The sequence below is a fragment of the Micromonospora sp. WMMA1976 genome, assembly GCF_027497335.1.
Taxonomy (GTDB): Bacteria; Actinomycetota; Actinomycetes; order Mycobacteriales; family Micromonosporaceae; genus Micromonospora; species Micromonospora aurantiaca.
The window spans coordinates 2,060,279-2,074,506 of the sequence record NZ_CP114912.1 but is presented as its reverse complement, the minus strand read 5'-3'; the positions used below and the strand labels follow the sequence as shown (position 1 = coordinate 2,074,506).

The following is a 14,228-nucleotide window of genomic DNA, read 5'->3' as shown; positions in this document are numbered from 1 at the left end:
GGCTTCCATTCCACCCCGCCACCGCCCCGGCCGGTAGGGGCCGATGGTCCCGGCCGTGCCGGGCGGATCGACTCTGCCCAGGTGGGAGCCGTCGGCGCAGGCTGAGGGGGAACCGAAGGAGGACGTGATGACCGACAGAACCGGTGCCCCCGTCGTGGTGGGCGTGGACGGCTCCCCGTCCGCGCTGGACGCGGTACGGCTGGCCGCACGCGAGGCGGTGCTGCGGCACCGGCCGCTGCGGGTGGTGAACGCCTTCCTGTGGCCGCTGGTCGGCACGCCGCTGGGCATGGTCGCCCCGGTGCTGCCCGACATCGAGCTGCGCCAGGAGGCCGAGAAGCTGGTCGAGGAGGCGGTGGACGAGGCCCGCAAGGTCGACGCGGAGCTGGCGGTGACCGGCGCTGTCGTCGACGGCGGGCCGGTGGCGGTCCTGCTGCGGGAGAGCCGCGACGCCGCGCTGCTCGTGCTGGGCCACCGGGGACTGGGCGGCTTCGCCGAACTGCTCGTCGGCTCCGCCGCGGTGCAGCTCTCCGCCCGCGCGGACTGCCCGGTGCTCGTGGCCCGGGGTGAGGCCCGCGCCGACGGCCCGGTGGTGGTCGGCGTGGACGGCTCGGCGCTGTCGGACGCGGCGGTCGGGTTCGCGTTCGCCGAGGCCGCGGCGCGCGGCGCCGAACTGGTCGTGGTGCACACCTGGCTGTACCCGCAGCCGGTGACCTACCGGGAGGCGTTCGGCGACGTCGTGCCGCTGGCGTACGACCCGCAGGAGCTGCGCGCCGACGAGCAGCGGGTGCTGGCCGAGGCGATCGCCGGCTGGGCCGAGCGCTACCCGGAGGTCACGGTACGGCCGAAGCTGGTCGCCGCCGCCACCCCGTCCCGGGTGCTCGTCGAGGAGTCCGTCGGCGCGCAGCTGACGGTGGTCGGCGCACACGGGCGCGGTAGCCTCGGTGCGCTGCTGCTCGGCTCGGTCAGCCACGCCGTGCTGCACCACTGCCACAGCCCGCTCGCCGTCGTCCGGCACCGGGGCGACCGGACCCACTGAGCCGGTTCCCCGGCCCGGGCGGGGCCGGTACCGCCACAATGGCCTGAGCCGACCGGAGGGAAAGCACCAGATGAACCGACCCGTCGTGGCGGGAGTGGACGGATCGCCGTCCAGCCTGGCCGCCGCCGACCTGGCCGCCGCGACCGCCGTCGCCCGTTCCCGGCCGCTGCTGCTCGTGCACGGCTACCTGCACCCGATGGGCTACGGCGTGCCGCTCAACCCGTACGACCTGGGGGTGCCGGCTCCCACCGCGGAGTCGGAGAAGATGCTGGAGTCGGTCGCCGCCGACCTGGCCGAGCGGCACCCGGGCCTGCGGGTGCAGGTGCGCCAGGTCGCCGGCGGCCCCGGCGCCACGATGGTCGAGGAGTCCCGCCGCGCCGAGCTGGTCGTGGTGGGCAGCCGGGGCGTGGGCGGTTTCGCCGGCCTGCTGCTCGGCTCGGTCAGCGGGCAGCTCGCGCAGCACGGGCACTGCCCGGTGCTGATCGTCCGCCCGGAGGAGCAGCCGATCCCGGTGGACGGTCCGGTGCTGGTCGGCGTGGACGGTTCCGACTCGGCCGCGTACGCGATCGAGCTGGCCGCGGACGAGGCCGACCGGCGCGACGCGGAGCTGGTGCTGATGCACGTGCGGTCGCCGGAACGCGGCGCGGTGGCGCCGGAGGTCGCGGCGGAGGCGTCCACCGCCGAGCGGGCCGAGGCGGCGGGGCTGCTGGTGGAGGCCGCGGACCGGGTCCGGGCCGCGCACCCGGGCCTGCGCGTGACGGAGCGGGCTGTGACCGCCGCCTCGCCGGAGACCGCGCTCGTGGAGGCCAGCGGCGAGGCGTCGCTCGTGGTGGTCGGCTCCCGGGGCCGGGGCGGCTTCGCCGGGCTGCTGCTCGGCTCGGTCAGCCAGGCGCTGGTGCAGCACTCCCACTGCCCGGTGCTCGTCGCCCACCGGCCCGAGCCGGCCGACGACTGACGCGCCACGCGGCCGGCAGGGTCCGGCCCGGTCCGGTCCGGTCCGCCGATCCGCCCGGCGTCAGGACGGGTCGCGGCCGGCGAGCAGGTCGGCGAAGTCGGTGGTGAGCGCGAACGGGTCGGCCGGGCCGGTCGCGGGCGGGCGGCGGTCCACCTGCTCGGCCAGCTCGGTTCCGGCCCGGCGGATCCGGGACCGCAGCGCGCTGTCGCCGTCGTCGCCGGCCCAGTCCTCCGGCGCGGCGAACACCGCCGTGGGCAGTGTTGCGGCCCGCAGGTACGTGAACATGGGCCGGACCGCGTGCTCCAGCGCCAGCGAGTGCCGGGCGGTGCCGCCGGTCGCCCCGAGCAGCACCGGCTTGCCGGCCAGCGCGTCCCGGTCGACCACGTCGAAGAACGACTTGAACAGCCCGTTGTAGGACGCGTTGAAGATCGGCGTCACCGCGATCAGCCCGTCGGCGGTGGCCACCTCGTCGAGCGTCCGCCGCAGTGCGGCCGGCGCGAAGCCGGTGAGCAGGTGGTTCACCACGTCGTGGGCGTGCTCGCGCAGCTCGACCACGCGCAGTTCCACAGTGGCGCCGCGGCCGGCCAGCTCGTCGCGGGCGGCCGCGGCGAGCTGGTCGGCGAGCAGACGGGTCGACGACGGCTGGCCGAGACCGGCCGAGACGACAGCGAGGGTACGGCCGGTCATCGCTGCTCCCCGGCCGGGGCGGCGTCGCGGGCGGCGAGCAGGCTCGCGTGGGTGGGCGCCTCCGGCACGTGTGCCGGACGCAGCGAGTCGAACTCCTTGCGCAGCACCGGGACCACCTCCTCGCCCAGCAGGTCGAGCTGCTCCAGCACCGTCTTCAGCGGCAGTCCGGCGTGGTCGATCAGGAACAGCTGCCGCTGGTAGTCGCCGACGTACTCGCGGAAGCCCAGCGTGCGGTCGATGACCTGCTGCGGGCTGCCGACTGTGAGCGGCGTCTCCCGGGTGAACTCCTCGAGCGACGGGCCGTGCCCGTAGACCGGGGCGTTGTCGAAGTAGGGGCGGAACTCGCGTACCGCGTCCTGGGAGTTGCGGCGCATGAAGACCTGCCCGCCGAGGCCGACGATGGCCTGGTCCGGCGAGCCGTGGCCGTAGTGCGCGAACCGTTCCCGGTAGAGGCCGACCATCCGCTGGGTGTGCTCCTTGGGCCAGAAGATGTGGTTGGCGAAGAAGCCGTCGCCGTAGTACGCGGCCTGCTCGGCGATCTCCGGGCTGCGGATCGAGCCGTGCCAGACGAACGGCGGTACGCCGTCGAGCGGGCGCGGGGTCGAGGTGAACGACTGCAGCGGCGTACGGAACCGGCCCTTCCAGTCGACCACGTCCTCGCGCCACAGCCGGTGCAGCAGGTCGTAGTTCTCGATGGCCAGCGGGATGCCGTTGCGGATGTCCTGCCCGAACCACGGGTAGACCGGCCCGGTGTTGCCGCGGCCCATCATCAGGTCCACCCGGCCGTCGGCCAGGTGCTGGAGCATCGCGTAGTCCTCGGCGATCTTCACCGGGTCGTTCGTGGTGATCAGCGTGGTCGATGTCGACAGCAGCAGCCGTTCGGTACGCGCGGCGATCCAGCCGAGCATGGTGGTCGGCGACGACGGCACGAACGGCGGGTTGTGGTGCTCGCCGGTGGCGAAGACGTCGAGGCCGACCTCTTCGGCCTTGAGCGCGATGGCGGTCATGGCCTTGATCCGCTCACGCTCGGACGGCAGTCGCCCGTTCGTGGGGTCGACGGTGACGTCACCGACGGTGAAGACTCCGAACTGCATGACCAGCTCCTCGCGTGGGGTCCGGACCGGTCGGCCCGGGATCGCTCCTCACAACATATTTGACGAGTCAACTATTCCGGTGGCCGCCCGCCCCGGCGTGGCCCGAATCACGCGCCACCCGCCGACTACCCTTGCCGCGATGACGTACCCCTGGCTCTCCGCGCCCGCCGCGCAGGTCGCGCAGACCGCGCGGACGCTGCTCGGCTGGACCGTGTCGGCCGGCGGCGTCACCGTCCGGCTCACCGAGGTCGAGGCGTACGCGGGCACCGGCGAGGACCCGGCGTCGCACGCCCACCGCGGGCCGACGCCGCGCAACAAGGTCATGTTCGGGCCCGCCGGGCACGTCTACGTGTACTTCGTGTTCGGCATGCACTGGTGCGCGAACATCGTCTGCGGTCGCGACGGCGAGGCGGCGGCGGTGCTGCTGCGCGCGGGCGAGGTGGTCGACGGCGTCGAGATCGCCCGCGAGCGCCGGCCGCGCGCCGCCGACCGGGAACTGGCCCGCGGGCCGGCCCGGCTGGTCACCGCGCTCGGGCTCGGGCGCGACGCGAACGGCACCTCGGCGATCGACGGCAGCGGCCCGCTGCTGCTGACGCCACCGGCGAGCCCGGTCGACCCGGCGCGGATCGTGGCCGGGCCGCGCGTCGGGGTCGCCGCCGCGCACGACCTGCCGTGGCGGTTCTGGCTGGCGGACGAGCCGAGCGTGAGCGTCTACCGGCGGCACGCCCCGCGGCGTCGGCCCGCTCCGGCCGCCCCGGTGCGGAACTCTCCGGCCTGAATCGGCCGTTCCGGCAACCCGGGACACCCCGCGGCGCGTCTGTGGTGGCATGACGCGCCGACCCTTCACCATGCGTTGAGGTCACGGTGTTTTACACGAAGGGCTTTCAACGGGGTGTTGACAACAGACCATTCGTGGGTGTGGGATGGACGACATGGTCACCGTGGACAACGACCCGTTCACCGCTCCGGATGCTGCCCAGGCCCGGGCGCACCGCAACTACGCGGCGCTGCTGCGGATCGCCGAGCGGCACGCCGGCACCAACTCCCGCCGCCGGCGCTACGCCCACCCCGACGTGCCCGACGCGTACGAGGCGGCCACGCTGGTGATGGCGCTCGCCGGTGGCGCCGAGCTGGACGAGGGTGAGAAGCCGGTCGACCAGGCCGACCTGATGGCCGCGCTGACGCTGATCCCGCACGTACGGGCCGAGGTGGACGCGCTGGAGGCCGGGCTGCTGCAGGTGGCCCGCGGCCGGGGCATGACCTGGCAGGCGATCGCCTTCGGGCTGGGGCTGGGCAGCGCCCAGGCGGCCCGGCAGCGCTACGAGCGGCTCACCGTCCGCACCGGCACCGGCGACTGACGCCGGCGCGCACTGTCACAGCGGCGGGCGAGACTGTGCCGGACGACGGCACGGGAGGACGCGATGAGGCGCGAGGAGATGCTGGCCTACTGCCTGGCCAAGCCGGGAGCCTGGCTCGACCGGCCGTGGGAGGGTGACGAGGTGGTGAAGGTGGGCAGCCGCATCTTCGCGTTCCTCGGCTCCCCCGACGGTGAGGCCCGGGTCGGGGTGAAGTGCGGGGCGTCCCGGGAGGTGGCCGACGAGTGGCTGCACCGGTTCCCGGCCGACGCGCGCCCCTCCCCCTACATCGGCCGGTCGGGCTGGAACACGCTGCGGCTCTCCGGCGGCATCCCGGACGACGAGCTGATCGAGGCGGTCGACGGGTCGTACGACGCGGTGGTCGCCAAGCTCCCGAAACGCGAGCGCCCCGCCGGCTGACCGGAGAAACAACGTCCCTCAGAACAGGATCCGCGTTCCACTTAGCAGGACCGTTGTAGATCTTGGAAGCTTTGCGCCCCTATGGGGGCCATTTCGTACCAAGATCTCGGCGCGGGGCGGGGCGCGGGGCGCGGAACTGGTCCGGGGCAGGCGGATGCCTACCCCGGATCAGCGGCGCAGGTCAGCGGGGGACGACCCGCTCGGCGGCCCAATCCCGCCAGCCGGTCAGCTTGTCCGCCGCGGCGGCGAGCTGGTCCGCGACCGGGCCGGGGCCGGTGGAGCCGGGCGTGATGCGGGCGGCCAGCGCCGAACGCACCGACAGCACGTCGCGCACCGACGGATCCAGGTGCTCGCTCACCGTGGCCAGATCGGCGTCGGACACCTCGTCCAGCGCGCAGTCGCGGGCCGCGCAGAGCGCCACCAGCTTGCCGGTGATCTCGTGCGCGTCACGGAACGGCACGTTGCGCCGCACCAGCCAGTCGGCGACCTCGGTGGCGAGCGAGAAGCCCGACGGCGCGCTGGCCACCAGGCGGTCCACCCGGACCGTCATCGTGGAGATCATCCCGGCCAGCGCGGGCAGCAGCAGCTCCAGCGTGTCGACCGCGTCGAACGCCGGCTCCTTGTCCTCCTGCATGTCCCGGTCGTACGTCATGGGCAGGCCCTTGAGCATGGTGAGCACGCTCATCAGGCCGCCGACCAGGCGGCCGGACTTGCCCCGGGCCAGCTCGGCGATGTCCGCGTTCTTCTTCTGCGGCATGATCGACGAGCCGGTGGCGAAAGCGTCGTCCAGCTCGACCCAGCCGAACTCCTGCGACGTCCAGAGCACCACCTCCTCGCCGAGGCGGGACAGGTGCACGCCGATCATCGCGGTGACGAAGAGGAACTCGGCCACGAAGTCGCGGTCCGCGACCGCGTCCATCGAGTTGGCGAACGAGGTGCGGAAACCCAGCTCCTTGGCGACCGCCACCGGGTCCAGCGGCAGCCCCGAGCCGGCCAGCGCGCCAGCGCCGAGCGGGCTGATCGCGGTCCGCTCGTCCCAGTCGCGCATCCGCTCCAGGTCGCGCAGCAGCGGCTGCACGTGGGCCAGCAGCCAGTGCCCGAACGTCACCGGCTGGGCGTGCTGAAGGTGCGTCATGCCCGGCGCGGCGGTGTCCACGTGCCGCTCCGCCTGCTCGACGAGGGCCTCGGCCAGCTCGACCAGCCGGGCCGCCACGCCGCGGGCGTGGTCGCGCAGGTAGAGCCGCAGGTCGGTGGCGACCTGGTCGTTGCGGGACCGGCCGGCGCGCAGCTTGCCGCCGAGGCTGCCGAGCCGTTCCAGCAGGCCGCGTTCCAGCGCGGTGTGCACGTCCTCGTCGTCCACTGTCGGGCGGAACGCGCCGGAGGCGCAGGCCGCCTCCAGGTCGTCCAGCGCCGCGAGCATCCGGCCCAGTTCGTCCGGGTCGAGCAGGCCGGCGCCGGCGAGGACCCGGGCGTGCGCGCGGGAACCGGCGATGTCGTACGGGGCGAGACGCCAGTCGAACTGGACGCTCACCGACAGCCGGGCGAGCGCCTCGGCGGGACCGCCGGCGAACCGGCCGCCCCAGAGGCTCGTCCGGTTGGCGGGGGCGCTGTTCTCGGTCAGGCTCTTGTCGTCCACCCCACCCATTGTGGTGCCCCCCATCAGGCCCCTCCCATCCGGGCGTCCCGTTGCGCGGCCATCGTGCTGGGCAGTCCCCACAGTCGTACGAATCCCTTCGCCAGCGACTGGTCGAACGTGTCGCCGGTGTCGTAGGTGGCGAGACCGAAGTCGTAGAGGCTCGCCTCGGAGCGCCGGCCGGTGACGACCGCCCGGCCGCCGTGCAGCCGCAGCCGCACCTCGCCGGTGACGTGCCGCTGGGCGTCGTCGATGAACGCGTCCAGCGCGCGCTTCAGCGGCGAGAACCAGAGCCCGTCGTAGACCAGCTCACCCCAGCGCTGGTCGACGCCGCGCTTGAACCGGGCGAGATCCCGCTCGACTGTCACCGCCTCCAGCTCCTGGTGGGCGGTGATCAGGGCGAGCGCGCCGGGCGCCTCGTACACCTCTCGGCTCTTGATGCCGACCAGTCGGTCCTCGACCATGTCGAGCCGGCCCACGCCGTGCGCCCCGGCCCGCCGGTTCAGCTCCCGGATCGCCTGGTAAGGCGTGACCGTCTCGCCGTCGATGGCGACCGGTACGCCGCCGTCGAAGGTGATCACCAGGTCGTCCGGGTCGCGTTCCGACGCCGGGTCCTCGGTGTAGGCGTAGAGGTCCTCGACCGGGGCGTTCCAGATGTCCTCCAGGAACCCCGTCTCGACGGCCCGGCCCCACAGGTTCTGGTCGATCGAGTACGGCGACTTCGCCGACACGTCGATCGGCAGCCCCTTCTCCTGCGCGTACGCGATCGCCTTGTCCCGGGTCCAGGCGAAGTCCCGGGCGGGCGCGACGACCGTCAGGTCCGGTGCGAGGGCGGCCAGGCCGACCTCGAACCGGACCTGGTCGTTGCCCTTGCCGGTGCAGCCGTGCGACACGATCGTGCCGCCGTGGGCACGCGCCGCCGCGACCAGGTGCTTGACGATCAGCGGCCGGGACAGCGCGGACACCAGCGGGTAGCGGTCCATGTAGAGGGCGTTGGCCCGGATCGCCGGCAGGCAGTAGTCGGCGGCGAACTCGTCGCGCGCGTCCACCACCTCGGACTCGACCGCGCCGCAGTCGAGCGCGCGCTGCCGGATCACGGCCATGTCCTCGCCGCCCTGGCCGACGTCCACGGCTACCGCGATCACCTCAGCGCCGGTCCGCTCGGCCAGGTACGGGATCGCAACCGAGGTGTCCAGGCCCCCGGAGTACGCGAGCACGACCCGCTCGGTCACGAGGTGCCCCCTTCGACTGTGTCGTCGCGGCGGGCCCAGGCGGCGAGCCGCTCACCCAGCGCGGCGCCGCCGTCGGCCTCACGGGCCACGACGAGGATGGTGTCGTCGCCGGCGATGGTGCCGACGATCTCGGACAGGCCGGCCCGGTCCAGCGCGCTGGCGAGATACTGCGCTGCGCCCGGAGGGGTGCGCAGCACCGCGATGTTGCCGCTGGAGTCGACGCCGTTCAGCAGCTCACGCAGCAGCCGGATCAGCCGGGCCGGCGCGCCCTCGGCGTCGCGCAGCGGCCGGTGGCCGTCCTCCGGGATCAGGTAGACGCCCCGCCCGTCGCCGCCCCGCGCGGTCACCGCTCCCAGTTCCTTCAGGTCGCGCGACAGCGTGGCCTGGGTGACCTGGATGCCGTCCCCGGCGAGCAGGTCGGCCAGCTCGGTCTGCGAGTGGATGGGGGTGTCGCGGATCAGCTCGACGATGCGGGCGTGCCGCGCGGCGCGGGTCAGCGGAGCGGTCATGCGGATTCCTCCAGGAGAAACGTCAGCAGCGCCTTCTGGGCGTGCAGCCGATTCTCCGCCTGGTCGAACACCGCGCTGTGCGGGCCGTCGAGCGCCTCGTCGGTGATCTCCTCGCCCCGGTGGGCGGGCAGGCAGTGCAGCACGATCACGTCGGCGTCGGCGTGGCCGAGCAGCGCGGCGTTGACCTGGTACGGCAGGAACGGGGTGATCCGGTCCAGCCCGTCGTCCTCCTGCCCCATCGACGTCCAGGTGTCGGTGGCGACGACGTGCGCGCCGCGTACCGCCTCGATCGGGTCGGTGAACAGCTGCACCGACCCGCCGGTGGTGGCGGCGATCTTCTCGGCGCGGGCCACGATCTCCGGGTCCGGCTGGAACCCCTCCGGACCGGCGATCCGCACGTGCATCCCGGCTGTCGCCCCGGCCAGCAGGTACGAGTGGGCCATGTTGTTCGCCGCGTCGCCCACGTACGTCACGATCCGCCCGGCGGTGCCGCCGAAGCGCTCCCGCACGGTGAGCAGGTCGGCCAGCAGCTGGCAGGGGTGGTACGTGTCGGTGAGCGCGTTCACGACGGGCACCGTGGCGTGCTCGGCGACCTCGGCGATCCGGTCGTCGCCGTGGGTGCGCAGCACGATCGCGGCGACGTAGCGGGACAGCACCCGGCCGGCGTCGCCGAGCGTCTCGCCCCGGCCGAAGTGGGTGACCTGGGTGTCCACCACGAGCGGGTGCCCGCCCAGCTCGGCGATGCCCACGTCGAACGAGATCCGGGTACGCAGGCTCTGCTTGTCGAACAGCACCGCCACCGACTTCGGCCCGGTCAGGGGCTGGTGCGCGTACCGGTCGGCCTTCATCCGGGCGGCGAGGTCGAGCACGGCGGCCTGCTCGGCGGGCGTGAGGTCGTCGTCGCGCAGGAAGTGGCGGATCATGCGGGAGCCTCCGTCGGGGTCGTGGCGTCGGGCGCGGTGGCCTCGGCGGTCGCGGCGATGCCGGCCGGCGTGGCGGCGTCTGTGGAAGTGGGCGGCGCGGCGGCGGACAGCGCGGCCGGCAGCGCGGCGACGAACGCGTCGGCCTGGGGGGCGGTGAGGATCAGCGGCGGGGCGAGCCGGACCACGTCCGGCTGCACCGGGTTGACCAGGAAACCCGCCTCGCGCAGCGCCGCCGCGGCGGCGGCGGAGACCGGCTGGTCGAGCACGATGCCGAGCAGCAGCCCGGCGCCGCGCACCTCGCGGACCAGCGGATGCCCGAGCGCCTCGACGCCGCGCCGCAGCCGCTCGCCGACCCGCTTGACGTGGTCGAGCAGGCCCTCGTGCGCGATCGTGGAGACGACCGCGAGCGCGGCGGCGCAGCTGATCGGGTTGCCGCCGAACGTGGTGCCGTGCGAGCCGGGCGTGAGCAGGTCGGCGGCCCGGCCGAAGGCCAGGCAGGCGCCCAGCGGCAGCCCGCCGCCGAGACCCTTGGCGAGCGTGACGACGTCCGGCTCGACGCCGTCGGCCTGGTGGGCGAACCAGTGGCCGGTGCGGCCGATGCCGGTCTGCACTTCGTCGAGCACCAGCAGCGCGCCGTGCGCGGCGGTGATCCGCCGGGCCGCGGCCAGGTAGCCGGGCGGCGGGACGACCACGCCGTTCTCGCCCTGGATCGGCTCGATGATCAGCATGGCGGTGTCGTCGGTGACCGCCTCGGCCAGCGCGTCGGCGTCGCCGAACGGCACGTGTGTGACGTCGCCTGGTAGCGGGCGGAACGGGTCGGCCTTCGCCGGCTGCCCGGTCAGCGCCAGCGCGCCCATTGTCCGGCCGTGGAAGCCGCCGTGGGTGGCGACCACGTGCCGGCGGCCGGTGAGCCGGGACAGCTTGAACGCGGCCTCGTTGGCCTCCGCGCCCGAGTTGGCGAAGAACACCCGGCCCGGGCGGCCTGCCAGCGCGAGCAGCAGTTCGGCCAGCGCCACCGGCGGCTCGGCGACGAACAGGTTCGACACGTGCCCGAGCGTCGCGACCTGCTTGCTGACGGCGGCCACCACCGCCGGGTGGGCGTGGCCGAGCGCGTTGACGGCGATGCCGCCGAGCAGGTCGACGTACTCCCGGCCGGTGTCGTCGGTCACGACGGCGCCGGAGCCGGAGACGAGCGCCAGCGGCGGCGTGCCGTAGTTGTCCATCATGGTGGCGTTCCACCGCTGCACGAGCGTGCTCATGAGTCGATCACCATCGTTCCGAAGCCCTCCGACGTGAACACTTCCAGCAGCGTGGAGTGGGCGACCCGGCCGTCGACGACGTGCGCGGCCGGCACTCCCCCGCGCACCGCCCGCAGGCAGGCCTCCATCTTCGGGACCATGCCCGACTCCAGGGACGGCAGCAGCTTCGCCAGGTCGTCCGCGGTGATCTCGCTGACCAGGCTGGACGTGTCGGGCCAGTCGGCGTACAGGCCTGACACGTCGGTCAGCACGACCAGCTTGCGGGCGTCCAGCGCGACCGCGAGCGCGGCGGCGGCGGTGTCCGCGTTGAGGTTGTGCAGCACCCCGTCGGCATCCGGCGCGACTGTCGAGATGACCGGGATCCGGCCGGCCTCGATCAGGTCGGTGACCGCCGAGACGTTCACCGACTCCACGTCGCCGACCTGGCCCACGTCGACCGCTTCCCCGTCCACGTACGCGGGGCGGCGCACCGCCGTGAACAGTCCGGCGTCCTCACCGGAGAGGCCGACCGCGTACGGGCCGTGCGCGTTGATCAGCCCGACCAGTTCCCGGCCGACCTGACCGACCAGGACCATCCGGACCACGTCCATCGCCTCCGGGGTGGTGACCCGCAGGCCACCGCGGAACTCGCTGGCGATGCCCAGCCGGCCGAGCATGGCGGAGATCTGCGGGCCGCCGCCGTGCACCACTACCGGCTTCAGGCCGGCGTAGCGCAGGAACACCATGTCGGCGGCGAAGGCGCGCTGGAGTTCCGGTTCGACCATGGCGTTGCCGCCGTACTTGACCACGACGGTGGCGCCGGAGAAACGGGCCAGCCAGGGCAGCGCCTCGATCAGCGTGGCGGCCTTGGCCTGGGCCCTGGTGAGGTCAGCACTCAGATTCATGTGGAATAGGCCGAGTTCTCGTGGACGTACGCGTGGGACAGGTCGTTGGTCCAGATGGTGGCCGCGTCGGTGCCGGCGTGCAGGTCGATCCGGACCGTGACGCCGCGGCCGGTGAGGTCCACCTTGGCGCGGTCCTCGGCGGCGGCGCCGCCCCGGCACACCCAGATGCCGTTCACCGCGACGTCGACGCCGTCCGGTTCGAACACGGCGGCGGTGGTGCCGACCGCGGCGAGGATCCGGCCCCAGTTCGGGTCGTTGCCGAACAGCGCGGTCTTCACCAGGTTGTTGCGGGCCACCGTGCGGCCCACCTCGACCGCGTCGTCCTCGCTCGCCGCGCCGACCACCTCGATCGCGACCTCCTTGGTCGCGCCCTCGGCGTCGGCCAGGAGCTGCTGGGCCAGGTCGTGGCAGGCGGCGGTGACCGCGGCGGTCAGCTCCTCGGCGGTCGGCTCGATGCCGGAGGCGCCGCTTGCGAGCAGCAGCACGGTGTCGTTGGTGGACATGCAGCCGTCGGAGTCGATCCGGTCGAACGTGATCCGGGTGGCGGCGCGCAGCGCGGCGTCCAGGGCGTCCGGCCCGGCCACCGCGTCGGTGGTGAGCACGCAGAGCATGGTGGCCATGGCCGGGGCGAGCATGCCCGCGCCCTTGGCCATGCCGCCGACGGTCCAGCCCGTACCCTGCGCCACTGTCGTCTTGGGCCGGGTGTCGGTGGTCATGATCGCCTCGGCGGCCGCCGGGCCGCCGTCGCGGGACAGGCCGCGCACCGCCTCGCGTACGCCGGGGAGAAGCTTGTCCATCGGCAGCCGCTCGCCGATCAGGCCGGTCGAGCAGACCGCCACCTCGCCGGCGCCGACGATCAGCCGGGCGTTCGCCGCGGTGATCGCGGCGGCGGTGTGCTCGGCGGTGGCGTGGGTGTCCTGGAATCCGGCCGGTCCGGTGCAGGCGTTCGCGCCGCCGGAGTTGAGCACCACGGCGCGCACGACACCGCCGTGCACGACCTGCTGGCTCCAGAGCACCGGCGCGGCCTTGACCCGGTTGGCGGTGAAGACGCCCGCCACACCGGCGTCCGGGCCGTCGTTTATGACGAGGGCGACGTCGGCGGCGCCGGAGGACTTCAGTCCGGCCGCGACACCTGCGGCGCGGAACCCACGGGGGACGGTGACGCTCACGGGGCCACTCCAAACACGGACAGACCGGTGGTCTCCGGGAGACCCACCATCAGGTTGGCGTTCTGCACGGCCTGGCCGGCCGCGCCCTTGCCCAGGTTGTCGATCGCGCTGACCACGATCACCCGGCCCGAGTCGACGTCGACAGTCGCCTGGAGGTGGCAGGAGTTCGACCCGGCGGTGGCCGCGGTGTGCGGCCACGATCCCTCGGGCAGCACGTGCACGAACGGCGCGTCGGCGTAGGCGGCGGCCAGCACCGCGCGCGGGTCGGCGTCGCCGGTGGGCACCGCGGTGACGGTGGCCAGGATCCCCCGGGGCATCGGCGCGAGCACCGGGGTGAAGGACAGGCCGGTCGCGCCGGTGGCCTGCTTGATCTCCGGCACGTGCTGGTGCGCGCCGACCTTGTAGGGGGTCAGGTCGCCCATCACCTCGCTGCCGAGCAGGTGGGCCTTTGCGGCGCGGCCCGCGCCGGAGGTGCCGGAGGCGGCGACCACCACCACGTCGTCGGGGCGTACCGCGCCGGCGGCGACCAGCGGCGCCAGCGCCAGCGTGGTCGCCACCGCGTAGCAGCCGGTGCTGGCGACCCGCGTCGCGGCGGCGATCTCGGCCCGCCCGCCGGGAAGCTCGGGCAGCCCGTAGGTCCAGGCGCCGGCGTGCTCGCCGCCGTAGTAGCGGGACCAGGCGCCGGCGTCGCGCAGCCGGTGGTCAGCGCCGAGGTCGACCACCTTGACCGAATCGGGCAGCGCCGCGGCGAGCGCCGCGGACTGCCCGTGCGGCAGGGCCAGGAAGACCAGGTCCGCGTCGGCCAGGGTCGCCGGTTCGGTCGCGGCGAACACGAGGTCCAGGCCGGCGAGGTGCGGGTGTACGGCGCTGACGGGCTGACCGGCCTGGCTGTGCGCGGTGGCGGTGATCAGCTCGAACTCGGGGTGACCGGCGAGCAGGCGCAGCAGTTCGCCCCCGGCGTATCCACTCGCCCCGGCAACAGCAACCCGAATGCCCATACCCACCTCCGCATGACTATGCAGAGAAGGTTACCAGCGACAAGGCGAGCAGTGCAAGTTCATGCAGCATACTG

At 73.8% G+C, this 14,228-nt stretch carries 15 protein-coding genes; 5 read left to right on the top strand and 10 right to left on the bottom strand.

What is annotated here, in order from left to right:
- Positions 1 to 127 precede the first annotated feature (127 nt).
- Positions 128 to 1,036 carry a universal stress protein gene (locus tag O7546_RS09785; RefSeq protein WP_269696578.1) on the top strand — a complete coding sequence of 303 codons (909 nt, stop codon included), beginning with the start codon at positions 128 to 130 and terminating at the stop codon, positions 1,034 to 1,036.
- A 70-nt stretch (positions 1,037 to 1,106) separates the two neighbouring features.
- Entirely contained in the window at positions 1,107 to 1,991 is an 885-nt protein-coding gene (locus tag O7546_RS09780; protein WP_281600754.1) for a universal stress protein, read from the top strand.
- 60 nt (positions 1,992 to 2,051) lie between these two features.
- Here O7546_RS09780 and O7546_RS09775 read toward each other — a convergent pair whose 3' ends face one another.
- Both O7546_RS09775 and O7546_RS09770 read right to left on the bottom strand, forming a co-directional pair.
- Positions 2,052 to 2,678, bottom strand: coding sequence for a CE1759 family FMN reductase (locus O7546_RS09775; protein WP_281600753.1), 627 nt, complete (start codon positions 2,676 to 2,678; stop codon positions 2,052 to 2,054).
- A complete protein-coding gene (locus O7546_RS09770; protein WP_194802838.1) occupies positions 2,675 to 3,772 on the bottom strand; it encodes an LLM class flavin-dependent oxidoreductase in 1,098 nt (365 codons plus the stop codon). The genes O7546_RS09775 and O7546_RS09770 overlap by 4 nt, the downstream gene beginning before the upstream one ends.
- 139 nt (positions 3,773 to 3,911) lie before the next feature.
- Between O7546_RS09770 and O7546_RS09765 the strand changes: the two genes are divergently transcribed.
- From O7546_RS09765 to O7546_RS09755, 3 genes are all read left to right on the top strand, one after another.
- On the top strand, positions 3,912 to 4,550 hold the full coding sequence (locus O7546_RS09765) for a DNA-3-methyladenine glycosylase (RefSeq protein ID WP_194802839.1): 639 nt from the start codon (positions 3,912 to 3,914) through the stop codon (positions 4,548 to 4,550).
- 154 nt (positions 4,551 to 4,704) lie between these two features.
- Complete coding sequence (locus O7546_RS09760; RefSeq protein WP_194802934.1) at positions 4,705 to 5,130, top strand: DNA-binding protein; 426 nt, start codon at positions 4,705 to 4,707, stop codon at positions 5,128 to 5,130.
- A 63-nt stretch (positions 5,131 to 5,193) separates the two neighbouring features.
- Positions 5,194 to 5,547 carry an MmcQ/YjbR family DNA-binding protein gene (locus O7546_RS09755; protein ID WP_194802840.1) on the top strand — a complete coding sequence of 118 codons (354 nt, stop codon included), beginning with the start codon at positions 5,194 to 5,196 and terminating at the stop codon, positions 5,545 to 5,547.
- A gap of 181 nt (positions 5,548 to 5,728) precedes the next feature.
- Here O7546_RS09755 and argH read toward each other — a convergent pair whose 3' ends face one another.
- From argH to argC, 8 genes are read right to left on the bottom strand one after another with little or no spacing between them, the layout of a single operon-like run.
- Entirely contained in the window at positions 5,729 to 7,192 is a 1,464-nt protein-coding gene (gene argH, locus O7546_RS09750; RefSeq protein ID WP_269698072.1) for an argininosuccinate lyase, read from the bottom strand.
- Between the two features lie 14 nt (positions 7,193 to 7,206).
- Positions 7,207 to 8,412 carry an argininosuccinate synthase gene (locus O7546_RS09745; RefSeq protein WP_194802841.1) on the bottom strand — a complete coding sequence of 402 codons (1,206 nt, stop codon included), beginning with the start codon at positions 8,410 to 8,412 and terminating at the stop codon, positions 7,207 to 7,209.
- Positions 8,409 to 8,921: an arginine repressor gene (locus tag O7546_RS09740; protein WP_071095704.1), complete on the bottom strand. Its 513-nt coding sequence runs from the start codon at positions 8,919 to 8,921 to the stop codon at positions 8,409 to 8,411. The genes O7546_RS09745 and O7546_RS09740 overlap by 4 nt, the downstream gene beginning before the upstream one ends.
- Positions 8,918 to 9,844, bottom strand: a complete 927-nt coding sequence (argF, locus tag O7546_RS09735) for an ornithine carbamoyltransferase (protein ID WP_269696575.1) — start codon at positions 9,842 to 9,844, stop codon at positions 8,918 to 8,920. The genes O7546_RS09740 and argF overlap by 4 nt, the downstream gene beginning before the upstream one ends.
- On the bottom strand, positions 9,841 to 11,103 hold the full coding sequence (locus O7546_RS09730) for an acetylornithine transaminase (RefSeq protein WP_281600752.1): 1,263 nt from the start codon (positions 11,101 to 11,103) through the stop codon (positions 9,841 to 9,843). Before O7546_RS09730 ends, argF begins: the two co-directional genes overlap by 4 nt.
- The gene (gene argB, locus O7546_RS09725) at positions 11,100 to 11,987 is read right to left on the bottom strand and encodes an acetylglutamate kinase (protein WP_281600751.1); all 888 of its coding nucleotides are present in this window, start codon (positions 11,985 to 11,987) and stop codon (positions 11,100 to 11,102) included. Before argB ends, O7546_RS09730 begins: the two co-directional genes overlap by 4 nt.
- Positions 11,984 to 13,156 (bottom strand): bifunctional glutamate N-acetyltransferase/amino-acid acetyltransferase ArgJ, encoded by a 1,173-nt coding sequence (gene argJ / locus O7546_RS09720; protein ID WP_281600750.1) that lies wholly within the window; start codon positions 13,154 to 13,156, stop codon positions 11,984 to 11,986. Before argJ ends, argB begins: the two co-directional genes overlap by 4 nt.
- The gene (gene argC / locus O7546_RS09715) at positions 13,153 to 14,154 is read right to left on the bottom strand and encodes an N-acetyl-gamma-glutamyl-phosphate reductase (protein ID WP_281600749.1); all 1,002 of its coding nucleotides are present in this window, start codon (positions 14,152 to 14,154) and stop codon (positions 13,153 to 13,155) included. The genes argJ and argC overlap by 4 nt, the downstream gene beginning before the upstream one ends.
- Between the last annotated feature and the right edge of the window lie 74 nt (positions 14,155 to 14,228).

What these genes read in the sequence shown, in the direction of transcription:
- O7546_RS09785 (WP_269696578.1), top strand. Translation starts at nt 128, where the DNA reads ATGACCGACAGAACCGGTGCCCCCGTCGTGGTGGGCGTGGACGGCTCC.
- O7546_RS09780 (WP_281600754.1), top strand. Translation starts at nt 1,107, where the DNA reads ATGAACCGACCCGTCGTGGCGGGAGTGGACGGATCGCCGTCCAGCCTG.
- O7546_RS09775 (WP_281600753.1), bottom strand. Translation starts at nt 2,678, where the DNA reads ATGACCGGCCGTACCCTCGCTGTCGTCTCGGCCGGTCTCGGCCAGCCG.
- O7546_RS09770 (WP_194802838.1), bottom strand. Translation starts at nt 3,772, where the DNA reads ATGCAGTTCGGAGTCTTCACCGTCGGTGACGTCACCGTCGACCCCACG.
- O7546_RS09765 (WP_194802839.1), top strand. Translation starts at nt 3,912, where the DNA reads ATGACGTACCCCTGGCTCTCCGCGCCCGCCGCGCAGGTCGCGCAGACC.
- O7546_RS09760 (WP_194802934.1), top strand. Translation starts at nt 4,705, where the DNA reads ATGGTCACCGTGGACAACGACCCGTTCACCGCTCCGGATGCTGCCCAG.
- O7546_RS09755 (WP_194802840.1), top strand. Translation starts at nt 5,194, where the DNA reads ATGAGGCGCGAGGAGATGCTGGCCTACTGCCTGGCCAAGCCGGGAGCC.
- argH (WP_269698072.1), bottom strand. Translation starts at nt 7,192, where the DNA reads ATGGGTGGGGTGGACGACAAGAGCCTGACCGAGAACAGCGCCCCCGCC.
- O7546_RS09740 (WP_071095704.1), bottom strand. Translation starts at nt 8,921, where the DNA reads ATGACCGCTCCGCTGACCCGCGCCGCGCGGCACGCCCGCATCGTCGAG.
- argF (WP_269696575.1), bottom strand. Translation starts at nt 9,844, where the DNA reads ATGATCCGCCACTTCCTGCGCGACGACGACCTCACGCCCGCCGAGCAG.
- O7546_RS09730 (WP_281600752.1), bottom strand. Translation starts at nt 11,103, where the DNA reads ATGAGCACGCTCGTGCAGCGGTGGAACGCCACCATGATGGACAACTAC.
- argB (WP_281600751.1), bottom strand. Translation starts at nt 11,987, where the DNA reads ATGAATCTGAGTGCTGACCTCACCAGGGCCCAGGCCAAGGCCGCCACG.
- argC (WP_281600749.1), bottom strand. Translation starts at nt 14,154, where the DNA reads ATGGGCATTCGGGTTGCTGTTGCCGGGGCGAGTGGATACGCCGGGGGC.